Genomic DNA, 20,465 nt, shown 5'->3' on the forward strand with positions numbered 1-20,465 from the left:
CCTTCCCGTCCGCTTATCCGCATGGTTCAAGTCATAAAAAACGCCAGTCCCCACCGGGCATAGCAGAGCGACCCGGAAGGGACTGGCGTTGGAAGTGCTACTTGGTCCTCTTGCCGTAACGGGCTTCGAACCGAGCCACGCGACCACCGGTGTCCAGAATCTTCTGCTTGCCGGTGTAGAAGGGGTGGCAGTGCGAGCAGACATCAACCGTCATATGATCGCCGGGAGCGGTCGAACGGGTGATGAAGGTATTGCCGCACGAGCACGTGACCTCAACGGGATGATAATCGGGATGAATTCCCTGCTTCATGGTTACTCCTAGATCCAAGGGCCCCGGGTCGACCGCCCCTGTGGCGGACGTGAACCGGCAACCGCGTAATAGTCTAGCGCAACCCGGGGAGAATACGACCCCCTTGCGCCACACGCCGAATCAGCCAACCGGTGTGGCGGACCGCTCGCCCTTTAGAATCAAACAGTCGGACCGACCGGCCCGGCGAGGCGACAAAGGAGGGCAGCAATGCAGCAGGAAGTGGCGTTCGTTACAGGGGCGGCTCAGGGAATCGGCGAGGCCATTGCACGCCGTCTGGCCAAGGACGGGTTCGCCGTGGCCGTGGCGGACATGAACACCGACAAGGCCCAGGCAGTGGCCGACTCCATCAATCAATCTGAGGGACGGGCCATGGCTGTCACCCTGGACGTGACCGATCGTGTCCAGGTGCGCTCGGCGGTAGAGAAGACGGCCACCAAACTGGGCGACTTCAATGTAATCGTCAACAACGCTGGCTTGGGACCGACCACCCCCATCGATTCCATCACCCCGGAGCTGTTCGACAAGGTCTACCACGTCAACGTGGCAGGAACCATCTGGGGCATGCAGGCCGCCGTCCAGGCCTTCCGTGATCGAGGCCACGGGGGCAAGATCATCAACGCCGCCAGCCAGGCAGGGGTGGTGGGCAATCCCAATTTGATGCTCTATTCCTCCACCAAGTTCGCCATCCGCGGCCTGACCCAGGTGGCTGCACGCGATCTGGCCAAGGAGGGCATCACCGCCAACGCCTACGCCCCCGGCATCGTCAAGACGCCCATGATGATGGACATCGCACATCAGGTCGGGGCCAACGCCGGCAAGGATGACGAGTGGGGCATGTCCACCTTCTCAGACGGCATCGCCCTGGGGCGGCTTTCCGAGCCCGAGGATGTGGCCAATGCCGTAGCCTTCCTGGCTGGGCACGACTCTGACTACATCACCGGCCAGACCCTGATTGTGGACGGCGGCATGCAGTTCCAGTGAGTTTTTAGCAAGGATTCGCCCGCATATGATGGACCCTCGCCGATCGGCTCTGTCCGACAGCGAGGGTCCACGATCGTTCAGGGATCATTCAGGCGTTGAAGACGTACTTGTCCAGACGGTCCATGGCCTCCTGGACACGGCTCAAAGGCAGAGCCAGGTTCATGCGGATGGCGCAGGGAGCCTTGAACTGCCGCCCGTCCTGGACGGCCACACCCACATCCCAGGCACGCTTGAGCAGCTGGTCCAGGTTGAGATCATGGTTCTTGCACCACTGCGTGCAATCAAGGAAGAGCATGTAGGTGCCCTGAGGCTTGGAAAGCTCGACTCCCTCGAAATGCTGCCGGATGTAATCGTAGGCGTAGTCCACATTCCCGGTCAAAACCTGCCGGAGTTCATCCACCCACTCCTGTCCCTGGGGCTTGTAGGCCCCGATCAGGGCATGCATGGACAGCACGTTCATGTCGTTGTAGTGGGCCTTGGACCCCTTGGCCACAATCCTGTCACGCAGATACTTGTTGTAGATGATGTGGTAGGAGCCGACCAGCCCGGCCAGGTTGAAGGTCTTGCTGGGTGCATAGAAGGCAGCCGTCCTGTTGCGGGCATCCTCACTGACCGACTGGGTGGGGATGTGCTTGTGGCCCGACAGGATCAGATCCGACCAGATCTCGTCGGAGATGACCACGCAGTCGTTCTCCTTATATACCTCCATGGCCTTCTCGATCTCCCACTTCTCCCAGACGCGGCCGCAGGGGTTGTGCGGACTGCAGAAGACCGCCACATGGATGTTGTTCTCCTTGAGCTTGCGGTCCATATCCTCGAAGTCCATCCGCCAGACGCCCTTATCGTCCTTCTTCAAGGGGCTGTGCACGATGTGGTAGCCGTTGTTCTCGATGCAGGACGTGAAGCCGACATAGGTAGGGCTGTGGAGCAATACCGCATCGCCGGGAGCGGCAAAGGCAGTCAAAGTCGAGACAACCCCGCCCAGGACCCCGTTCTCATAGCCGATGTCCCCGGCCGTCAGGCCCTCCACACCATTGCGGGTGCGCTGCCAGTTGATGATGGCATCGTAGTACTCGTCAGTGGGATTGAAATAGCCGAAGGCCGGATGCTTGGCACGCTCGATGATGGCCTCGGGTATGGTCGGCACCGTGGGGAAATTCATATCGGCCACCCACATGGGGATGACATCGAAGCCCTCTTTGGGAGGGTCGGGGGCGAATCCAGGCTCGGCGCCCAGGCCGTCAACCGCGATTGCGTCCTTACCGTGCCTATCCATGATGCTGGTGAAATCGTATGTCATAGTCAACCTCTCATCCCGTGCAGATGCGCTCGCAGCGACCTTCCGCCAGTCTACAGCCGTGGGCTCCGTCCGAGTGTCTGCGTCCAATACGAAAGCAGCGATGGTACTATCTGGCCTTAGTCAGAGGATGGGGTGACAAAATGAGTGCATCAAAGCCCGTTTCATCTTCTCTGCAGCTTTTCGTCCCGCTAGTGGACTTCCTGGGTAAAATCCTCGGACCTAAGACGGAAGTGGTGCTTCAGAACGTCAGGGATTTCTCACATTCGGTGGTTGCCATCGCCAACGGCAATTTGAGCGGGCGAACCATAGGCAGCCCAGCCACCGACCTGGTCCGGCACATCTGGCAGAACCACGAATACGACCAGCACAACTATCTGACCCATTACACGAGCTACACCGTCCATGGACACCCTATGGTCTCCTCTACTTTGTTCGTGCGAAACTCGAGGCTCGGGTGATCGGCTTTCTCTGCATCAATTTTGACAATTCCGCCTTCCGACAGGCCAGCCAAGAGCTCAGGCGGGCCAGTGCTTATCTGGATGCTCTGGGACTGTCCGATCCTATTGCGGAGCTGAACGACGATGCGACCGCCCCGGAAGAATCAGATGTCGAGACCGGGACCGACCAATCGACCCGTGAAGTCCTCTCCGTCAACGCAGACGAAGTGGTTACGCATAATATCGCCAAGTTCGCCACAGAGCTCGGTATTTCTCCGGCAAGGATGAACCGGCAGGAGCGAATGCAGCTTATTTCGCGACTGGACGGGTCAGGGGTCTTTCTGGTCAAGGGCTCAGTGGACACGGTTGCCCGGGCTCTAGGGATCTCCTCCCCCAGCGTCTACCGCTATTTGCATACGATACGCAATGCCGCTGTAGGCCCTGATCAGAGCACCTAGGCTCGCCCTGCTCAGCTTTGACACACCCCCTCCAGGGTGTATGATTGAAAACAGATATACGGGGGACGTATACACGATGGACCTACAGGGGTTGAACTATTTTCAGCTCCAGAGGAGATGTACATGCGTATAGTTTCCCGGCATATGCCGACGGCTCCGACTCGAGCTCGTCCCGTATTCTTTTCCCTGATAAATTCTCATACTTAGCGCTTCTGCGGAAACGCTTCCGGATTATTGCGACATGCGCAGATCTTATGGCTGTCTACGTATGCACGCTTGGGGCACCGAAAAGTGGATATACACCGAAGGTGTCCTGTGATCCGACATAAAAAACGCGCCTAGCTCTTTTCCCCCGGCTTACATGTGAAGCCATACATATTGCATCGGTGAATCATGGATGCTAGAGCTAGGCGGCGAGAGGATGGCCCCGACAATAGCCGGGGCTGTCCTTCTACTAAGACTATCAAGAAAGTTCGGGGCACAAAACCCTCGCTATTGCACTGGCAGTCATTGAAGACGTGAACCAGTGTTCAGGCAAAAACCTTGAGCTCTTAATTCAATCCACTAATAAAGCCCCGGAACTTTCAAGGTTCCGGGGCTTGCTTGTGTGGGACCTCAGGGGCTTGAACCCTGGACCGAACGATTATGAGGCCGTGAGTGGCTTCCCTTTTTTATGTCCTGTAGAGCCCTTCTCTGGGCTTCACTCGAGCATCTGTGCGAACGCTTTAAAGATACGACGGGACACAATAAGTGTCAATTTGGTCCGTATATGCCTGAGTGGCAATTCGCTTTTTGTTGGGTCTGCGGTAGTGCACCGAGATCTGGCTCCTAAGTCATGCCGTCTGCGAGGCGGCTCTTGTCGGTGACATGCCCCACTGCACCCGACCCGCAGGTGATGACAAAACGATACATCAACTGGTATTATTGAGACCTCTAGCCCTCAAACAATCTTTGAGAAGCCTTCTGCTGGCTACCGTCAAACGATTGCCAAATATGGCACGGATCGTCGTATTCGCAGTCTAGTCACACCTTGTGTTCGCTACACCTGAACAATTCAGGAAACATCCAGAGAACTATGCAATTCGGCCGCTCCTGATAATCTGCTGATAATCACTGAAGACGCAAGGAGAGGACGAATGAAATGGGACTATTCGGCGGAAATCAGGATGCGCAGGAGCGTTATTACAATCTCCCGGTCAGCACTGTGTACAACGGGATGAAAGGGATGCTAGAAAAGTCAAGACGCTTCGCCCTTAAGCACGCCGACGACCTGTCCTGCACCTGCACTTTCAACACCGGCATCAGCATGACCACATGGGGCGAGAAGATGACAGCAGTCGTCTCCCCCAGCGGAGACGGAGCGAAAGTCAACGTCACTGTGGCGGCGAAGATTGGTGGCAACACCGTATGGCAGGGTTCCAAGAATGCGAAGAACCTCACGACCTTCTTTGATAGCCTTTCCGAGTACTTGCAGTCCCATATGGGAAAGTAGCCATGAAGATCGGCATGCGCACCCCAAGCCCCAGACGCTCATTCAAGGCGCGAACCACGGGCAAGTGGAAGCGGCAGGCGAGAAAGGCCCTCATCCCCGGATACGGGAGGAAGGGCATGGGGTGGATACGGAACCCCGGGAAAGCCGCCTACAACAAGATCTACCGGAAGACGACGTTCAGCATCTGGGACCTGTTCGTGTAAGGCAAAATATGAACCCCACTCCGGCGGGGCTTTTTCTATGCCCGCCCGACCGTACCGGTTTTCCCGTGCAACATAGTATACATTTAGTATACATTTTGAGCTCGAACCCCATCCCCGTAAGCATGAGAAAACCCCCGCAGGCTTTGTGCCTGTAGGGGTTTCGTTTGGTGGGGCCTCAGGGGCTTGAACCCTGGACCGAACGATTATGAGTCGTTTGCTCTAACCGACTGAGCTAAGGCCCCGCGCCGAACATATCGGCCAGAGTCATGGTATCAAAACGACTCGTCATCAGCCAGGTCCGGGTCGTCGGACCTACTTGGTGACCTGATTGTAGACAGGCAGACCCATGTATCCGAAAGGAGCCTGGCGAACCTGCTTGCCGGCCACTGCCGAGACCTTCCTATACCAGAGCGGCAGCACCGGCAGATCCTTGAAGAGGACGGACTCGGCCTGGCGGTAATCCTGCATGGCTTCGTCCTGGTCGGTCTTGGAGGCGGCCCGGGTAAGGATGGCATCATATTCCGCGCTCTTGTAGTCCCCGTTATTTAGCCCCTTGCCATCGGCCTGGCTGGAGGCATATCCCTGAACCAGGTAGCCTTCGGGGTGGGGATAGTCCGAGGTGATGCCCGAATTGAAGATACTGTTGACCTGACGGTTATGAACCGCCGTATTGAATTCCTTACCCGTCGGGAAGATATTCGGTGCCGTCTTGATGCCCAGAACCTGGGCGTACTCATGCAGAACCGCATCAACCCAGTCCTTGTCGGTCCCGTCGGCGCTGTAAGCGATGCGAAGCGTGCCCTCCCAGGGAGCGATGGCGTCAGCCTTCTTCCAGAGTTTGCGGGCCAGGTCCGGATCGTGGTCCAGCACCTCCCGGCCTTTGATGTCGGAGGCATTCCCCCTGATGGTCGGGGCAAGGAAATCAGTGGCCGGCGTAACTGAGCCAGCGAAGACCTTGTCCGCTATTTTCGCGCGATCCAGGGCATATGACAGGGACGCCCGGCGAAGGGCGCCTTCCTGCCCCTGGAAATGCTGCAGACCCTGCGGGATGGTCAGGGAGCGGAAGGCCGGACCCGGCTTAATCAAAGGCTGCAGGCCCGAATCGGTATGGAAGGTTTTCAGGCGGGAGACCGGAACCGTATCGAGCACGTCCAGGTGGCCGGCTTGGACATCGGCATAGGCGGCATCAAGACTCTGGTAGTCTCTGAACTCCAGGCTTCCGTTCCGAGCCTTGCGTGGTCCCTTGTATGAGGGATCCTTCTCCAGCTTGATTCCCTGATTAGGCACCCATGATTTGAAGCGGTAGGGCCCGTTCCCGATCGGTTTCTTGCCGAAGGCCTTGATGTCCCTGTAGGCGGATGCCGGCAGCGGCAGGAAGGCCACATCTCCCACCTTGTAGGGGAAGGAGGAATCCGGCTTGCTCATGGTCACCTCCAAGGTCAGGTCGTCAACCACCCGAAGACCAGACAGAGGAGCCTTGGGGTCGCCATGCTCATCCTGCACCTGCTCGTACCCAGCGATGGTCGAAAAAGCCGAGGCACCCAGCTGCCCATTGGCTGCATTCGCCGCGAAAGACCAGGAATCCGCATAGGTCTTGGCTGTGATCTTCTCCCCATCACTGAAGGTGAGTCCCGGTTTGAGGACAATCGTGTACCGGCTGGCATCCTCATTGGGAGTAATCGATTTGGCCTCGACCAGGGTCATCCCGCCTTTGGCATCGAAGGTGACCAACCCATCGAAGAGCTGGGTCACCACCTTCCAGCCCGCAGTGTCGTTGGTGCTGGAGGGAATTAGGGGGGCAGTAGGTTCGGCATTGTTGACGCTGATGGCGGCCTGAGGGTCAATCCGGTCTTCTCGGGAAGCCTGTGAGGTGCCACAGGCACCCGCTACCAGGATGAGCGGGAGCACCGCTGCTGCGAGATAGGAACGAAGCTTGGTCATAATAGGACCCTTCCTGCCCGTTACGGGCTGTCACAGCTGTATAAGAAACACTGAGTCAATAAACATATGGTCAATACAGTCGGTTTGTCGAGGATGCCGATATTCAGACCTGCCTGACATCCTGCCCGGATGCAAGCCGATCCAGAGCACCAGTGCTGCCGATGGCCCGGAAGAGGAACCAGCTGGTCAGACCAGCCAGGACCACTCCGCTGATCAGTTCGCAGACGGTGCCGATAATCCCCCTCGGGCTGAGGAGGGAGACCCCCTGATAGTAGAAGGCCAGGAGAAAAGCGTTATAGACCAAGGCTATCAGGACGCCCCCCAGAACGGTCGTTCCCAGGGTCCAGCGGCGATAGCGGAATATTCCGAAAGCCAATTCCGCGCAAAGGGCCTCGACGATAGCCTCCACCAAAATCATCGGCACGTTATAGGCGTTGCCAGGCAGAATCTCGACCAGGACGCTGATGATGCCGACGTAGACGGCCGCGCCGGGCTTGCGCAGTATCAACAGGGACAGGGTACAGGGAAAGTAGAAGACCCCATGCAAAAGGGCCGCCATCCCCGGAAGCAGGGCCGTCATCAGCGGGAATATCCACGAGGCCAGCAGGCTGGCCAACCAGTAGATCAACCCCGACACCGCGCCCAGGCCGGCGCCTACCGCAATGTCAAGTGGCCTCCAGCGCAACCGATGAGATGCGGAAATCCGACCCTGTTGCTGTTTCACCGTCATTGATACTCCCTTACGACCGCCATAGAACAGACGGTCCGTTCCTCATGCGCACAGCGATAGGAAGGAACCCACCCAAGCCGGCAAAGGCCCGTCCGGCGTTCCTTGACCTGCGCATGCCGGGCGGGAACGCCGACTCAAGGCTACCCCGACCAAGGCGGCAGGACCAGGGTCTGGCCATAGGTCTTGTTTATAGGCGGCCATCCGCCTGCCTCGGCTTGCTTATCAGCCCGGCGCATAAGTCAGAAGTTCCCACTACGATGAATGCAGTTTGCACTGTCTTTCTATGGTTCTGTGAGGTAGCTTCTTGGCCGAATTCATTTATCAGATGATCAAGGCGCGCAAGTCCTTCGGCGACCGCGTCATCCTGGACGATGTGACCCTGAGTTTCCTGCCCGGCGCCAAGATCGGCGTGGTGGGCCCCAACGGCATGGGCAAATCCACCCTGCTGCGGATCATGGCCGGCCTGGACACGGTCAGCAACGGCGAGGCACAGCTCACCCCCGGCTATACGGTAGGCATCCTCCAGCAGGAGCCACCGCTGGACGAGGACAAGACCGTTGGTGAGAACATTCGCATGGCCTTCGGCGACATCATGAGCAAGGTGGATCGCTTCAACCAGATCGGCGAGCAGATGGCCGATCCCAACGCTGATTACGACGCTCTCATGACCGAGATGGGCCAGCTTCAGGAGCAGATCGATGCCGCCAACGGCTGGGACCTTGACTCCCAGCTGGACCAGGCCATGGATGCCCTGCAGTGCCCCGACCCGGACACCCCGGTTTCGGTCATCTCGGGAGGTGAGCGCCGCCGGGTGGCTCTATGCCGGCTTTTGCTTGAGGCCCCCGATCTGCTGCTGCTGGACGAGCCCACCAACCACCTGGATGCTGAGTCCATCCTCTGGCTGGAGCAGTACCTGCACACCTACAAGGGCGCCGTCCTGGCCGTGACCCACGACCGGTACTTCCTGGACAATGTGGCCGAGTGGATCTGCGAGGTGGACCGTGGCCACCTCTACCCCTACCAGGGCAACTACTCCACATACTTGGAGACCAAGGCCAAGCGTCTTGAGGTCCAGGGGCAGAAGGATGCCAAACTGGCCAAGCGTCTCAACAACGAACTTGAATGGGTCCGCTCCTCCCCCAAGGCCCGGCAAGCCAAGAACAAGGCTCGTCTGGAACGCTACGAGCAGATGGAGAATGAGGCCCGGAACAACAAGAAGCTGGACTTCTCGGAGATTCAGATTCCGCCGGGGCCCCGCCTGGGCTCCAAGGTGCTGGAGGCCGAGCACATCCACAAGGCCTTTGGCGACCGCGTCCTGATCGACGATCTGAGCTTCACCCTGCCTCGAAACGGCATTGTGGGCGTCATAGGCCCCAATGGCGTGGGCAAGTCCACGCTCTTCAAGACCATCGTGGGCCTGGAGCCACTGACATCCGGCACCTTGGAGGTCGGCGACACGGTCAAGATCTCCTACGTGGATCAGAACCGCGAGGGCATCGACCCCAACAAGAACCTCTGGGAGGTGGTCTCCGGGGGGCTGGACTTCATCGAGGTCGGCGGCGTCGAGGTGCCCACCCGCGCCTACGTAGCCTCCTTCGGCTTCAAGGGCTCGGATCAGCAGAAACCGGCCGGCGTCCTGTCGGGCGGCGAGCGCAACAGGCTGAACCTGGCACTCACCCTCAAGCAGGGCGGCAACCTGCTCCTCCTGGACGAGCCCACCAACGATCTTGACGTGGAGACACTGGAAAGTCTGGAGAATGCTCTGCTGGCCTTCCCCGGCTGCGCTGTGGTCATCTCCCACGACCGCTGGTTCCTGGACCGTATCGCCACCCATATCCTGGCCTGGGAGGGCACGGACGAGAATCCGGCTTCCTGGTATTGGTTCGAAGGCAACTTCCAGGCCTACCAGGAGAACAAGGTCAAGCGTCTGGGCGAGGAGGCCTCCAGGCCCCACCGTATCCACCGCAAGCTGACCCGCTGAGCGGAGCAAATCACAAGGGATCGAGGGCCAAGGAGAAGCATGAGCGTCGAGGATGAATCACTGGCCCAGGCCATCGCCGGGCTGAACCTGCTGGAGCAGCAGTCTGCCGATGGCCGTTCCCGTTTCCTGGGCAAATCGCTGGACTTCCCCACCGGCCGCCTCTACGGGGGCCAGATGTTGGGCCAGGCCATCATGGCCGGCGGGCGGACCGTGCCCGAAGGCCGACTGCCCCACTCGATGCACGCCTATTACCTGCGCACTGGACTGCTTGATCAGGATGTTCAGGCGGATGTGGAGACCATCCGTGACGGGCGTTCCTTCTCCTCCCGACGGGTCGATTTGCACCAGGGGGAACGGACCATCCTGAACGCCCTGCTCTCCTACCAGCAGGTCGGCCAGGAGGGCGTCCGCTATGACGACCCCATGCCGACGGGGCTGCCCGATCCGGAGGACCTGCCTGGCTCCCGGGAGCTGATGGAACCCTATGCCGACAAGTCCTCCTTCGCGGACTACTACGCCCATCAGAGTCCCTTCGATATGCGTCATGTCGGCGGCACGGTCCTGCTGGACGATGCAGATGATGCAGAACATGGGGATTCCAAGGATGACAGCAGGAGTCGCCAGGCCATTTGGAGCCGTACCCAGGGGAGAGCCGAACTGGACCCGCTGATGCGCCGGGCCCTGCTGGCCATGGAATGCGATCAGATCATGATGGAGCCCGCCCTGCGCCGTGCCGGGCTGAGTATGACCACCCCGGGGATCTCCTTCGCCTCCATCGACCATGCCATGTGGTGGTATCAGGATCTGGACCCCTGTGACTGGCACTGCTTCATCCAGGAGTCCCCTGTAGCCGACCACGGCCGCAGCCTGTGCATGGCCAAGGTCTACAACCGCCAGGGTGACCTGGCCGCCTACATGGTTCAGGAGGCCATGATCAGGGTGCCCAAGGACTGAACGTCCACTGGGTCAACGTATTCCCCCGCTCGAAGGGTCCACAGCCTGGTCGACAGCAGGCCGACCATCTTCCGGAATGTTGTGAGCTATGGCCTCGAACCTTGTTCAGCCATGCTTCTGATTGGATTCAGCCTTTATCTCCGCCCTATCAGCGGTATCGGCCGCATCGGCCATGGGTCTTCGTGAGGACTTCTTGCGCCGATCGGGGTTCTCAGGTCCGTCATCCGGTGGCAGTTGACAGAGCCACTCCCCCACGGCTCCGGCCACCACATCGAGCAGACAGACCAGGGAGGCGACCAGGCACTCCTGCATGACCCGTGTGTAATAGGGCGCGCCTGCATGACCCATGCTGATCAGGGCCTGACTGCCGTACCAGCCCAACAGAGCCGCACAAGCGATGCCCAAGGCCTTGCTCATGATCAGCACATTGACCGCGAAGCGCAAATCCATCTCCTTACGGTCTCCCTTGGCGTAGCGATGCACCTGGAAGGCCATGATCAGGATGGCCACCCCCAGCAGGAAGAGCAATACGCTGACCAGCCAGGGAACCCCCATGAGGTCCGTCCTGGTGGACATGCCCAGTTTCGAGATGCCGGCGCCTCCCATCAGCCCAAGGACCAGGGCAACCAGATAGTGCACGAGCGGTGTGCGGCGGGCCCTCATGACAAACCGTCCAGTATCCAGTCTTCCGAGACCAGGCTGATGCGATCGCGGTCAAGAGCACGGTTGGCCAGGCTTGCCAGGCAGGACCCGTCAGCACCAGGCAGGCGGTGTTCCGGCTCCAAATAGGCCCAGGGAATCAAAATGCGCGATGGAGCATCAGCAGTCAGCAGAGGAGGACGGTCTTGTGAAGGCAGAATCGAGCCGTCCGAGGTCTCCACCTCCACCACATCGGCATCCAGCCCGCCCATCTTTCTGATAGGAGCGGCCACCATGTCCAGGGCAGACCGCAGCTCCTCCAGATTCAGAGGCGTCTGTAGGATAACCACAGCCGATAGACGCTGATCCCCCTGATCATCCCGGTAGGCATATAGGGGCGAGATGCCGACCAGCTGACTGCCGGGAATTCCGTCCAGGGCTGCCAGAGCACGGAGCATGGTCAACCGGTCGGTTCCCGATGCTCCTTCCAGCGCAATCACATCACGCATCAGAAAGCCCTGTGGCTTGGCTCCTCCAACAGACGGCTGAGTGGACGCTTCGTTATCACTATCCGGATCCGAGGACAGGCCGCTCTGCGTGGAGGAGGTCAGTGGGTGACGCAGCCGGGCCTGTGCCGCATGGCCAGAATCAGCCTGACCAGACAGCAGGAAGGAGGGATGTCCTAAAGAAGCATTCCCGCCGCCGCTAACCCGCCCGGATTCCATGCTGGCAGGGTTGCCTTCCACCTGATCGTCGGCTGCACGCTCAAGGGTGACGCCCACCTGAAAATCGACCCCAGTTCCCTGGTCAGCACCCAGACGGGTGACTGTGACCCGTGTGCGGCGAATCTGGTGGGAGAGCAGGATGGCATCAGCCACCTTGGCAGTCAGGGATTCCAGAATCTCATCAGCCGGCTCGTTCTGGATCAGGTTGACGATCCGACGGACAATCTGCACATAGTCCACGGTCTGGGTGCCGTCGTTGAGCCTGCCTGCCTCACTCAAATCCAGGTAAAGGACGGCATCGACCTGGTAGCCCAACCCAGGCTTCTGCTGGCCGTGCAGGGGTGCGACCTTGATGGAACTCAAACGGATGGAATCCATGATGTACGCTCCTCCCTCGCCTTGGAACATCCACTGCCACTTGGTCCTGGACCATTTACTTCACCGGGCCAATCCGGAATTCAGTGCTGGTCCTCTGTGGACGACCCGTTCACGCTGCGCCTGAGCTCCTCGGGGATCTCCACCGGGGGCTGCTCGGAATCCGGCCGATCCGGCGCAGACAGCCAGAGCTGACGCTCGGGAGCCTTGCGCAGGCCAGCGAAGACCGCAGCCAACTCGTCCTTGTTCAGGGTCTCTTTGACCAGGAGCTGTCGAACGAGCTCGTCCAGCACGTCACGGTTCTCGGTGATGATCTGCCAGGCCTCTTGGTGGGCCGTCTCGATGAGATTGTGGACTTCCTCATCGATGGCCTCGGCGGTTTTCTCCGAATAGTTGTGGGGCTTCAGGGCATCGAGTCCGGCATCCTGGTCGTTCTCATCAGCCCACTTGATGGCCCCCAGCTTGGATGAGAATCCATACTGCAGGACCATCTGCCGGGCGATGCTGGTGGCCTTCTCGATGTCGTTAGAGGCGCCGGTGGTCGGGTCATGGAAGACCACCTCTTCCGCCACCCGGCCACCCATGGCGTAGGCCATCTGGTCCAGCAGCTCGTTGCGGGACTGCGAGTAGCGGTCTGTGGTAGGCATGACCGCGGTGTAACCCAGGGCCCGTCCACGCGGCAGAATGGTCACCTTGGTGACCGGGTCGGTGTGGTGCAGGGCCGCAGCAACCATGGCGTGGCCGCCCTCGTGGTAGGCGGTGTTGCGCATCTCAGCCAGGGCCATGCCCTTGGTCCGCCGCCGAGGTCCGCTCAGCACACGGTCGATGGCCTCGTCGATAGCCCGGTTGTCGATCAGCTGGGCATCCGAGCGAGCGGTCAACAGAGCCGCCTCGTTAAGCACATTGGCCAGGTCGGCGCCGGTGAAGCCAGGCGTACGCACGGCCACAGTGTGCAGATCCACATCCGGCACGAAGGGCTTGCCCTTGGCGTGGACCTTGAGGATGGCCTCGCGGCCCTCCAGGTCCGGGGCCTCCACGGCCACCTGCCGGTCGAACCGGCCGGGCCTGAGCAGGGCCGGGTCCAGGATGTCCGGGCGGTTGGTGGCTGCAATGATGATCAGGTTGGTGTCGTTGTCGAAGCCGTCCATCTCGACCAGCAGCTGGTTCAGGGTCTGCTCGCGCTCATCGTGGCCGCCACTCATGCCGGAGCCGCGCTTGCCGCCCACTGCATCGATCTCGTCGATGAAGATGATGGCCGGCGCATTCTTCTTGGCCTCGTCGAACAGGTCGCGCACTCGGGAGGCGCCCAGACCGACGAACATCTCGACAAAGTCTGATCCTGCCATGGAGTAGAAGGGCACGCTGGCCTCACCGGCGATGGCCCTGGCCAGCAGTGTCTTGCCGGTTCCGGGGGGACCATAGAGCAGGACGCCACGGGGTATGCGGGCGCCCAGGGCCTTGTACTTGGAGGGATCCTTGAGGAACTCCTTGATCTCCTCCACCTCCTGGACTGCGGCCTCCTCGCCGGCCACGTCCGAGAACTTGGTCTTGGGGGTCTGCCCGTCGCTGAGCTTGGCGGAGTTCTTTTTGCCCCCCATGCCGAACATGCCGCCGCCGGCCGCCGAGGACATGCGCGAGAGCAGGAACCAGAAGACCCCCAGAATGATCAGCATGGGCAGGATGGAGGAGATCAGGTAGCTCATCATGCTGGTCTGCGGCACCACCGAGTTGTACCCCTCGGAGGGCTTGGCCTTTTCGACGGCCTTGACAACCTGCTCCCCCTGGGCCTCCACGTAGTAGAACTGCACGTCCTTGCCGAAGTTCTTGGAGGTGCGGTTGCCGCGGAAGCCGGGTACATCCTTGACAAAGTCGCTGTTGAGCTTGAGCTCGACGACCTGCATCTTCTCGGTGATCTCGGCCTTCTTGACCATGCTGCTGCGGTCGTTCAGCAGCTCCAGGCCATCCTGGGTGTCGATGGTCTGGGCGCCGTTCTGGCTGCTGAAGAAGCCGAAAATGGCCAGGATGATGACCACGGCCAGAATCCCCCAGAGCCAGGGGGAACGCCAGAATGATCGGTTGCCCCCGTTGGGGCCGGAACCGTTGTTGCCCAGGTTGAAGTTGAAGGGGTTGTTGCCCTTGTCCCCATTGTCCCTGCCTCCATTGGGCGGACCCTGCTGCGGTCCCTGCGAGTAGCTCATGACTGCTCCCCCTGATCCTGATGATCCTGTTCCTGGGTCGGGTCCATGTATTCCTCGGACCTGAGTACGGCTATCGAGTCGAGATTACGGTACTGCTCGTCGTAATCCAACCCGAAGCCCACAACGAATTCGTCGGGTATGGCGAACCCTGGATACTTGACATCCACCTCGACCTCGTGTCGCGAGGTCTTGTCCAGCAGGGTGAAGATCTCCACCGATGCGGCTCCTCGCTCCTTGAGATGCTCGACCAGCCAGTGCAAGGTGTAGCCGGAATCGATAATATCCTCAACGATCAGAATATGCCGTCCGCGCACATCGCAGTCCAGATCCATCCTGATGTCCAGGTCCCCCCTGGAAACGCTGGTCTTGCCTGCCGGATAGCTGGAGATGCTCATGAACTCGATCTGCACCGGTATGGTGACGGCCTGTGAGAGGGCGGCGAGCGTGTTGAAAGCCCCCTTGAGCACGGCCAGCATGATCGGGTTCTTACCCTGATAATCCCGGCTGACCTGCTCGGCCGTCCGGTTGATCAGCTCTTCTATCCGTTCCTTGGACACCAGTTCATGGTCGATATGGGATTGAATATCAGCGATGCGCATGGTCTCCATCATTGCATATGAGAATGACTTGACCCTTACGGATTGCTGTATGGGAGCTGGGAAAGCGAGGGCCCTGCTGCCCGTGCCATCGGCAGACCAAATCATCCAGGGCCCGGACCTGCACGGCAGTGAACCGTATGCCCAGCCTGGTCAGCACCTGGGCCAGCAGACGGGTGCGCAGGGCCGGGTGGCAGTCGGCCAATCCGTGGGCATCCAAGCAGGCCAGCACCCCTTCGGCCTTTTGGTCCGTGTCAGGGCAGGCCACCAGTCGCTGGAACAACCCATCCACCTGGGAATCCAGGTAATCCTGATCCAGACGGGCCATATCCGCGCCCAGGGCCAGTCGGCGGACCATGTCCCGGCCTGCGAAGCGATTCAAGGCGGGCAGCAGGTCATGACGGATCCGCGAGCGCAGCGGCAGCGTCTCGGGAAGCGTGGAACCAGCCGGCTGATCATCGCCGTTGGTGGGGTCGTCCCACCAAGCGATGCCCTGTTGGCGGCAAATGGCCGTGGTATCCTTCCGGTCCAGGTCCAGGAATGGACGCAGATAGCACATTCCTCTACGTTCCACACGCCGGGCCATACCGGTGATGGCCTCCAGCCCCTGGGAGCGGATCAGGCCGATCAGCACCGTTTCGGCCTGATCGTCACGGGTGTGCGCCAGAAGAACGGCCCTGGCACCCAACCCGAGGGCCTGCTCGGAGAGGGCCTGGTAGCGGGCCGCACGGGCATCGGCCTCAGGGCCGGCCGAAGTGACGGGTACCTTCACTCTGGTGACGCGGACAGGATCCATTCCCAGCTCCCGGCAGGTTCCAGCCGCACGTTCGGCGATACGATCCGAATCAGGCACCAGACCATGATCGATCAGCAGTGCCCCACACCGCAGCCCGGTCATATCGGCCACCAGGTGGGCCACGCAGGCCAGAGCCAGCGAATCACGGCCTCCAGAGCAGGCCACCAGGATCAATGGGGCATCCGAATCGGGCCGATGAACCCCGTGATGGGTGAACCGCCTATCCTGCAGACCCAGGCCCTCCCGGTCCAGGTTCGAGCGCAGGAGCCCCACCGCCTTTTTCATCTCTGCCGAATAGACCATGATCCAGGCCGCTTCCCGCTCAGAGCCGATCCAGGGATCCGACCAGGGTGTCCACAGCGTGCCGGGCAGCAGCCACATCCTCGGGATCGTTGACGACTACGGCAAAGACCAGAACACCGCCTGAGCGCCGAATCACGTTGCCCGCCAGTGAAGTCACATGGTCCAAGGTGCCGGTCTTGACCCGGATCAGCCCGTCAGCCTGATTGTCTATTTTCCGCCTGGCTGCTGTGCCGGTCAGCCCCACCACCGACAGACCCTTGACCAGGGGGGTGAGCCCCTTCTCGGACAGGGCCAGCTGCTGGACGTCCGCCAAGGTGCCCACCTTGAGGCTGGAGCCAGGGGTCAGCCCCGAGCAGTCGGCCATGTTGAGGCCCGTGGTATCTACGCCCAGCTTGTTCAGCGTGCTGGTCACGGCTTTCACAGCCCCGGCCGGGCTGTTGGGCATGTTCAGGGCCAAGGCGGTCAGACGGCCGAAGAGCTCGGCCAGGCTGTTGTCGGAGTTGCGCAGCATCAGCGACATGATCTCGCTGAGCCGTGCCGAGCGGATACGGGCCACAACCTTGCCCTGGGCATGGTCGGTCCGATCAGGACCCTGGGCATTGTCCACCTGGATCCCGGAATCCTTCAGGCGACTGGCAAAGACTGCTGCAGCAGCCCCTGCGGGGTTTTGGACCCTAGGCAGGTAGACCCCGCCCGCGTCCGGATAGGCAAAAGGCTCGGCCCGTCCCTGCCTGGCCTCATCCACGGCCATAGCGACAGGTTCCTGGAAGTAGATTCCATCAGCATTGTTTGCTTCAATTCCCTTCGGCGACCGATCGTCACCAAAGAGTGTGTCCTGGTAGGCCAGGGTCACTCGGCTGATCCCCTGCTGGTGCAGGGCTTGGGCCGTCTTCTCGGCCAGAGTCCGCAGGCCGGCCCGGCCATTGACGTGCAGAGGATCGTCCTTGCCGACCCCCAGCAGCATATCGCCGTGACCGCGCAGGGTCAGCGTCGCCTGCGAGGAGGAAGAGGAATTCAGAACCGCCTCAGTATCCAGTTGTGAGGACATATCCAGAACGGATGCTGCGGCGGCTGCTGTCAAGGTCTTCATGGTGGAGGCCGGCTGGCGCGCCTGGTCGGCGTTCTTCTGAGCAAGCACGCGCCCATCAGCCTGCCGGACGACCAGCGAGTATGCATTGCCCAGGCCCGGCGTGCCGGCGAAAGTGTTAACCAACTGCTGAACCTGACCGGCATCCACTGCGGACCCAGGCTTGTCTGCGACCAGGGTGGGCGGCTCGCCCATCATGACCGCAGGGGGAGCCGAAGAATGACTGGTCTTGGCCAAGGTCAGCGGTCCGGGAGCCAGGTCGGCCAAGTCCATGCATGCATAGCCGAGGACCAACATGATAGCCACAAGCGCTGCCAGGGCCACCCGCCAGCGTCGCTTGGTTTGACGACGGCGTGTCATGCGCAGCTGATGTCTGTCACCCAATTGCTCACTCCCTGGCTTGTGTTCGCCAACCGAGTTCGGCTCGGTCGGCATCATCCAATCAGCCTAGTACTGGTCCTGTCACCGTCTCAGGACTGCAGAGAGGCATAGCGATCCAGTGTCAGCAGAATGGCCGACTGTCGACGATCGAAGATCCGGGACCCCAAAGCGACGCCTATGGCAAGCACAATCAGGCCGTTGGCCAGTGCGACCGGCATAGGCAGCCAGGACGGAAGAATCCCGCCCGTGATCATGGCCAGCAATGCCACTAGGAAGGTGGGCAGCATGATCACCAGGCTGGCCAGCAACTGCAGCATGGGCAGGAAGCCTTGGGCAACGGCACGTCCCTGCGGCGAGGTGAAGGGCTGATCCATGGAGGGTACCGGGTAAATCAGCAGGGCCGAGAAGACCTGGGCAACTCCCAATCCGGACAGGAGCAATCCTATGGTCGCGGCCAACATATCCAAGGAGATGACCAGATCTCGACCGCCCTTCATCGCCCCGGAGAGTACCAAAGTCACCAGCCCAAGCAGGAGTATGCAGGGCAGAGCTACAATCAGATGGCTGCGGACACGGGACAGCCGGTCCTCACGACCCTTCACCCCCGCCGCTATCTCCATGCGCAGGGCGAGCCCATCGTAGGCCAAGGCGTTGCCCTCGGGAATCTCCAGCATCAGGACGCCCAAAATCGGTCCCAGCCATAACATCATGGGCATCTGACGGAAGATTACCGCGTACAGAATCACCACAACCAGCAGAAGCGGATAGCTGACAAGTCTGCGGGGGTCCTGACGAAGATAGATCAGCAATCGCGCAGCCATGGCGTCCACAACGTCCCGGGACCGACCCAGCATCCCAAGCCCTTTGGGGGCAGTCGACCGTTCAGTCCTCGCCCCGGCATGCAAACGGCTATGGCGCAGACACAGCATGCCGATCATGGAACAGAGAGCCAGGGTGACCAGCTCCATACACAGACGTCCGACCAGAACCCACCACGATCCCGCAAGGAAATCCTCCGGCAGACGGACGGCGGCGCCCAGTGGTGTCCAGGCCAGTATGTCGGCCACGGACTTGAGGGAGTCAGTGTCGACTGCCATGCCATCCGTAATCCCGCTGTCCAGCAGAGAGGGCAGCATGCACAAAAGCATGATCACCATGGTGACCAGCAGGTAGAGCCCGGATCGGGTGCGCCGGGAGACCACCAGGGTACCGACCAGCTCCAAAACAGCCCGGGACAAGGCCAGCATCACCATGACAGCCAGCAGGGCTGCGATCAAAGCCACGATTGCGGCTCCGACACCCATGCGGGCATAGATGGCTGTCAGGGCCAGGAAACAGACAAGGCCGGTCAATCCCGCAGGCCCGGTCAATCCGGCCAGGTAGAGGCCTACCTGCAGCTGGCCGTCAGGAATCCCGTACAGGACGAATCGCGAAGGGCTCAGGTTCGACCCCTGGCCCAGAAAGGCCAGTTGAATCAGGATCACTCCCAGAGTCAGTCCGGCCAGGAACAGAACCAATATGGATCCCATACGCTGCCGGTCACCCGGACCGGCACTGGGCAGCCAGATCCCCAGCGTCAGCGCAGCCTGCCACGAGGCCAGGCAGATGGCTATGGCCATGAGCAGGCTGATGATGGCCCCGACCACCTGCCAGGAGGAGTGCTTGATTGTGCCCCAGGTCATGGACCAACGCATGGCGATGATGGTGGCTGCCGTGCTCATTGCGTCTCCTGGTCTTCCTCGGACCCGGAGCCGTTCAGCCAGGCGATTCGCTTAGCCTGATGACGGCCGCCGACAAGCTCCAGGAAGCGATCCTCCAGATCCTCGCCGGCAGCGACCTGGGCCACCGTGCCATCAGCCCGAACCAGACCATGGTCGATGATGGCCACATGGGTGCACATCCGCTCCACCAGGGCCATGACATGGGAGGAAATGACCACCGTCCCTCCGGTATCGACATACTCGGCCAGAATGTCCTTGAGATTGGCGCTGGAGACCGGGTCGACCGATTCGAAGGGCTCGTCCAGCACGAGAAGCCTGGGGGAATGAATCATGGCCGTAGCCAGGCAGATCTTCTTGGTCATGCCCGATGAATAATCACAGACCCGCTTGCCGCCGGCATCAGTCAGGTCGAAGGCCTCCAGCAGGTCCTTGGCACGGCCCAGGGCCTCATTGCGCGGCATCCGTCGAAGCATGCCCGAGTAGACCAGCAGTTGCAGACCCGTCAGCCTGTCGAAGATCTGATCGCCCTGGGGCATGACACCGATGACCCGCTTGGCCGTATCCACATCCGACCACACGTCCCTGCCCAGAATCATGACGTTGCCGGAGTCGGGCACCAGGAGACCGGTCATCATGTTCAGCGTGGTGGTCTTCCCTGCACCATTGGGGCCGACTATCCCGTAGAAGGATCCCCTGGGAATGTCCACAGAGAGGGCGTTGACAGCAGGCCGGCCCTGGTAGCACTTGACCAGGGCACGGATAGAAACCGCCGCCTGCGGATCTGGCGGAGGAACCACCGCCGTCTGGGCGGTCATGCTGGTTGCTTGCGCTTCATCGGACATGGCCTTAAGTCTATC

At 60.6% G+C, this 20,465-nt stretch carries 19 protein-coding genes and 1 tRNA gene; 7 read left to right on the plus strand and 13 right to left on the minus strand.

What is annotated here, in order from left to right; translation table 11 throughout:
• Window positions 1–97: 97 nt before the first annotated feature.
• A complete protein-coding gene (gene rpmE / locus GKC41_RS01730) occupies window positions 98–310 on the minus strand; it encodes a 50S ribosomal protein L31 (protein ID WP_015022244.1) in 213 nt (70 codons plus the stop codon).
• A 207-nt stretch (window positions 311–517) separates the two neighbouring features.
• On the opposite strand from rpmE, the gene GKC41_RS01735 reads away from it, so the two are divergent.
• Window positions 518–1,291, plus strand: a complete 774-nt coding sequence (locus tag GKC41_RS01735; RefSeq protein WP_154312704.1) for a (S)-acetoin forming diacetyl reductase — start codon at window positions 518–520, stop codon at window positions 1,289–1,291.
• Window positions 1,292–1,379: 88 nt separating this feature from the next.
• Here GKC41_RS01735 and GKC41_RS01740 read toward each other — a convergent pair whose 3' ends face one another.
• Window positions 1,380–2,591, minus strand: coding sequence for a MalY/PatB family protein (locus tag GKC41_RS01740; RefSeq protein WP_154312705.1), 1,212 nt, complete (start codon window positions 2,589–2,591; stop codon window positions 1,380–1,382).
• 140 nt (window positions 2,592–2,731) lie between these two features.
• Between GKC41_RS01740 and GKC41_RS01745 the strand changes: the two genes are divergently transcribed.
• The 4 genes from GKC41_RS01745 to GKC41_RS01760 all read left to right on the plus strand — a co-directional run bounded on the left by GKC41_RS01745 (window position 2,732) and on the right by GKC41_RS01760 (window position 5,181).
• Window positions 2,732–3,049 (plus strand): PAS domain-containing protein, encoded by a 318-nt coding sequence (locus tag GKC41_RS01745; RefSeq protein WP_195760114.1) that lies wholly within the window; start codon window positions 2,732–2,734, stop codon window positions 3,047–3,049.
• The gene (locus GKC41_RS08940; protein WP_195760115.1) at window positions 3,046–3,486 is read left to right on the plus strand and encodes a helix-turn-helix domain-containing protein; all 441 of its coding nucleotides are present in this window, start codon (window positions 3,046–3,048) and stop codon (window positions 3,484–3,486) included. The genes GKC41_RS01745 and GKC41_RS08940 overlap by 4 nt, the downstream gene beginning before the upstream one ends.
• Window positions 3,487–4,627: 1,141 nt before the next feature.
• The gene (locus GKC41_RS01755; RefSeq protein WP_154312708.1) at window positions 4,628–4,978 is read left to right on the plus strand and encodes a hypothetical protein; all 351 of its coding nucleotides are present in this window, start codon (window positions 4,628–4,630) and stop codon (window positions 4,976–4,978) included.
• 2 nt (window positions 4,979–4,980) lie between these two features.
• The gene (locus GKC41_RS01760; protein ID WP_154312709.1) at window positions 4,981–5,181 is read left to right on the plus strand and encodes a hypothetical protein; all 201 of its coding nucleotides are present in this window, start codon (window positions 4,981–4,983) and stop codon (window positions 5,179–5,181) included.
• A 165-nt stretch (window positions 5,182–5,346) separates the two neighbouring features.
• Here GKC41_RS01760 and GKC41_RS01765 read toward each other — a convergent pair.
• The 3 genes from GKC41_RS01765 to GKC41_RS01775 form a co-directional block, all read right to left on the minus strand.
• Window positions 5,347–5,423 (minus strand) — tRNA-Ile (locus GKC41_RS01765).
• Between the two features lie 70 nt (window positions 5,424–5,493).
• A complete protein-coding gene (locus tag GKC41_RS01770) occupies window positions 5,494–7,122 on the minus strand; it encodes a peptide ABC transporter substrate-binding protein (RefSeq protein ID WP_154312710.1) in 1,629 nt (542 codons plus the stop codon).
• Between the two features lie 103 nt (window positions 7,123–7,225).
• Window positions 7,226–7,852, minus strand: a complete 627-nt coding sequence (locus tag GKC41_RS01775; protein WP_154312711.1) for an ECF transporter S component — start codon at window positions 7,850–7,852, stop codon at window positions 7,226–7,228.
• A 304-nt stretch (window positions 7,853–8,156) separates the two neighbouring features.
• On the opposite strand from GKC41_RS01775, the gene ettA reads away from it, so the two are divergent.
• Both ettA and GKC41_RS01785 read left to right on the plus strand, forming a co-directional pair.
• Window positions 8,157–9,833: an energy-dependent translational throttle protein EttA gene (ettA, locus tag GKC41_RS01780; RefSeq protein ID WP_024626701.1), complete on the plus strand. Its 1,677-nt coding sequence runs from the start codon at window positions 8,157–8,159 to the stop codon at window positions 9,831–9,833.
• Window positions 9,834–9,872: 39 nt separating this feature from the next.
• On the plus strand, window positions 9,873–10,787 hold the full coding sequence (locus tag GKC41_RS01785) for an acyl-CoA thioesterase (RefSeq protein ID WP_154312712.1): 915 nt from the start codon (window positions 9,873–9,875) through the stop codon (window positions 10,785–10,787).
• A 105-nt stretch (window positions 10,788–10,892) separates the two neighbouring features.
• Here GKC41_RS01785 and GKC41_RS01790 read toward each other — a convergent pair whose 3' ends face one another.
• The 8 genes from GKC41_RS01790 to GKC41_RS01825 form a co-directional block, all read right to left on the minus strand.
• Window positions 10,893–11,426, minus strand: a complete 534-nt coding sequence (locus GKC41_RS01790; RefSeq protein WP_324612002.1) for a DUF3180 domain-containing protein — start codon at window positions 11,424–11,426, stop codon at window positions 10,893–10,895.
• Between the two features lie 20 nt (window positions 11,427–11,446).
• Window positions 11,447–12,529 carry a dihydroneopterin aldolase gene (locus GKC41_RS01795; protein WP_195760116.1) on the minus strand — a complete coding sequence of 361 codons (1,083 nt, stop codon included), beginning with the start codon at window positions 12,527–12,529 and terminating at the stop codon, window positions 11,447–11,449.
• A gap of 80 nt (window positions 12,530–12,609) precedes the next feature.
• Entirely contained in the window at window positions 12,610–14,724 is a 2,115-nt protein-coding gene (ftsH, locus tag GKC41_RS01800) for an ATP-dependent zinc metalloprotease FtsH (RefSeq protein WP_154312715.1), read from the minus strand.
• A complete protein-coding gene (gene hpt / locus GKC41_RS01805; RefSeq protein ID WP_154312716.1) occupies window positions 14,721–15,323 on the minus strand; it encodes a hypoxanthine phosphoribosyltransferase in 603 nt (200 codons plus the stop codon). The genes ftsH and hpt overlap by 4 nt, the downstream gene beginning before the upstream one ends.
• A complete protein-coding gene (gene tilS, locus GKC41_RS01810; protein WP_229281556.1) occupies window positions 15,310–16,497 on the minus strand; it encodes a tRNA lysidine(34) synthetase TilS in 1,188 nt (395 codons plus the stop codon). The genes hpt and tilS overlap by 14 nt, the downstream gene beginning before the upstream one ends.
• Window positions 16,439–17,890, minus strand: a complete 1,452-nt coding sequence (dacB, locus tag GKC41_RS01815) for a D-alanyl-D-alanine carboxypeptidase/D-alanyl-D-alanine-endopeptidase (protein WP_195760117.1) — start codon at window positions 17,888–17,890, stop codon at window positions 16,439–16,441. Before dacB ends, tilS begins: the two co-directional genes overlap by 59 nt.
• 86 nt (window positions 17,891–17,976) lie before the next feature.
• Window positions 17,977–19,608, minus strand: coding sequence for a hypothetical protein (locus tag GKC41_RS01820; protein ID WP_154312718.1), 1,632 nt, complete (start codon window positions 19,606–19,608; stop codon window positions 17,977–17,979).
• On the minus strand, window positions 19,605–20,450 hold the full coding sequence (locus GKC41_RS01825) for an ABC transporter ATP-binding protein (protein ID WP_154312719.1): 846 nt from the start codon (window positions 20,448–20,450) through the stop codon (window positions 19,605–19,607). The genes GKC41_RS01820 and GKC41_RS01825 overlap by 4 nt, the downstream gene beginning before the upstream one ends.
• Window positions 20,451–20,465 lie beyond the last annotated feature (15 nt).

This window comes from Bifidobacterium asteroides (assembly GCF_009683175.1).
Classification (GTDB): Bacteria; Actinomycetota; Actinomycetes; order Actinomycetales; family Bifidobacteriaceae; genus Bombiscardovia; species Bombiscardovia asteroides_H.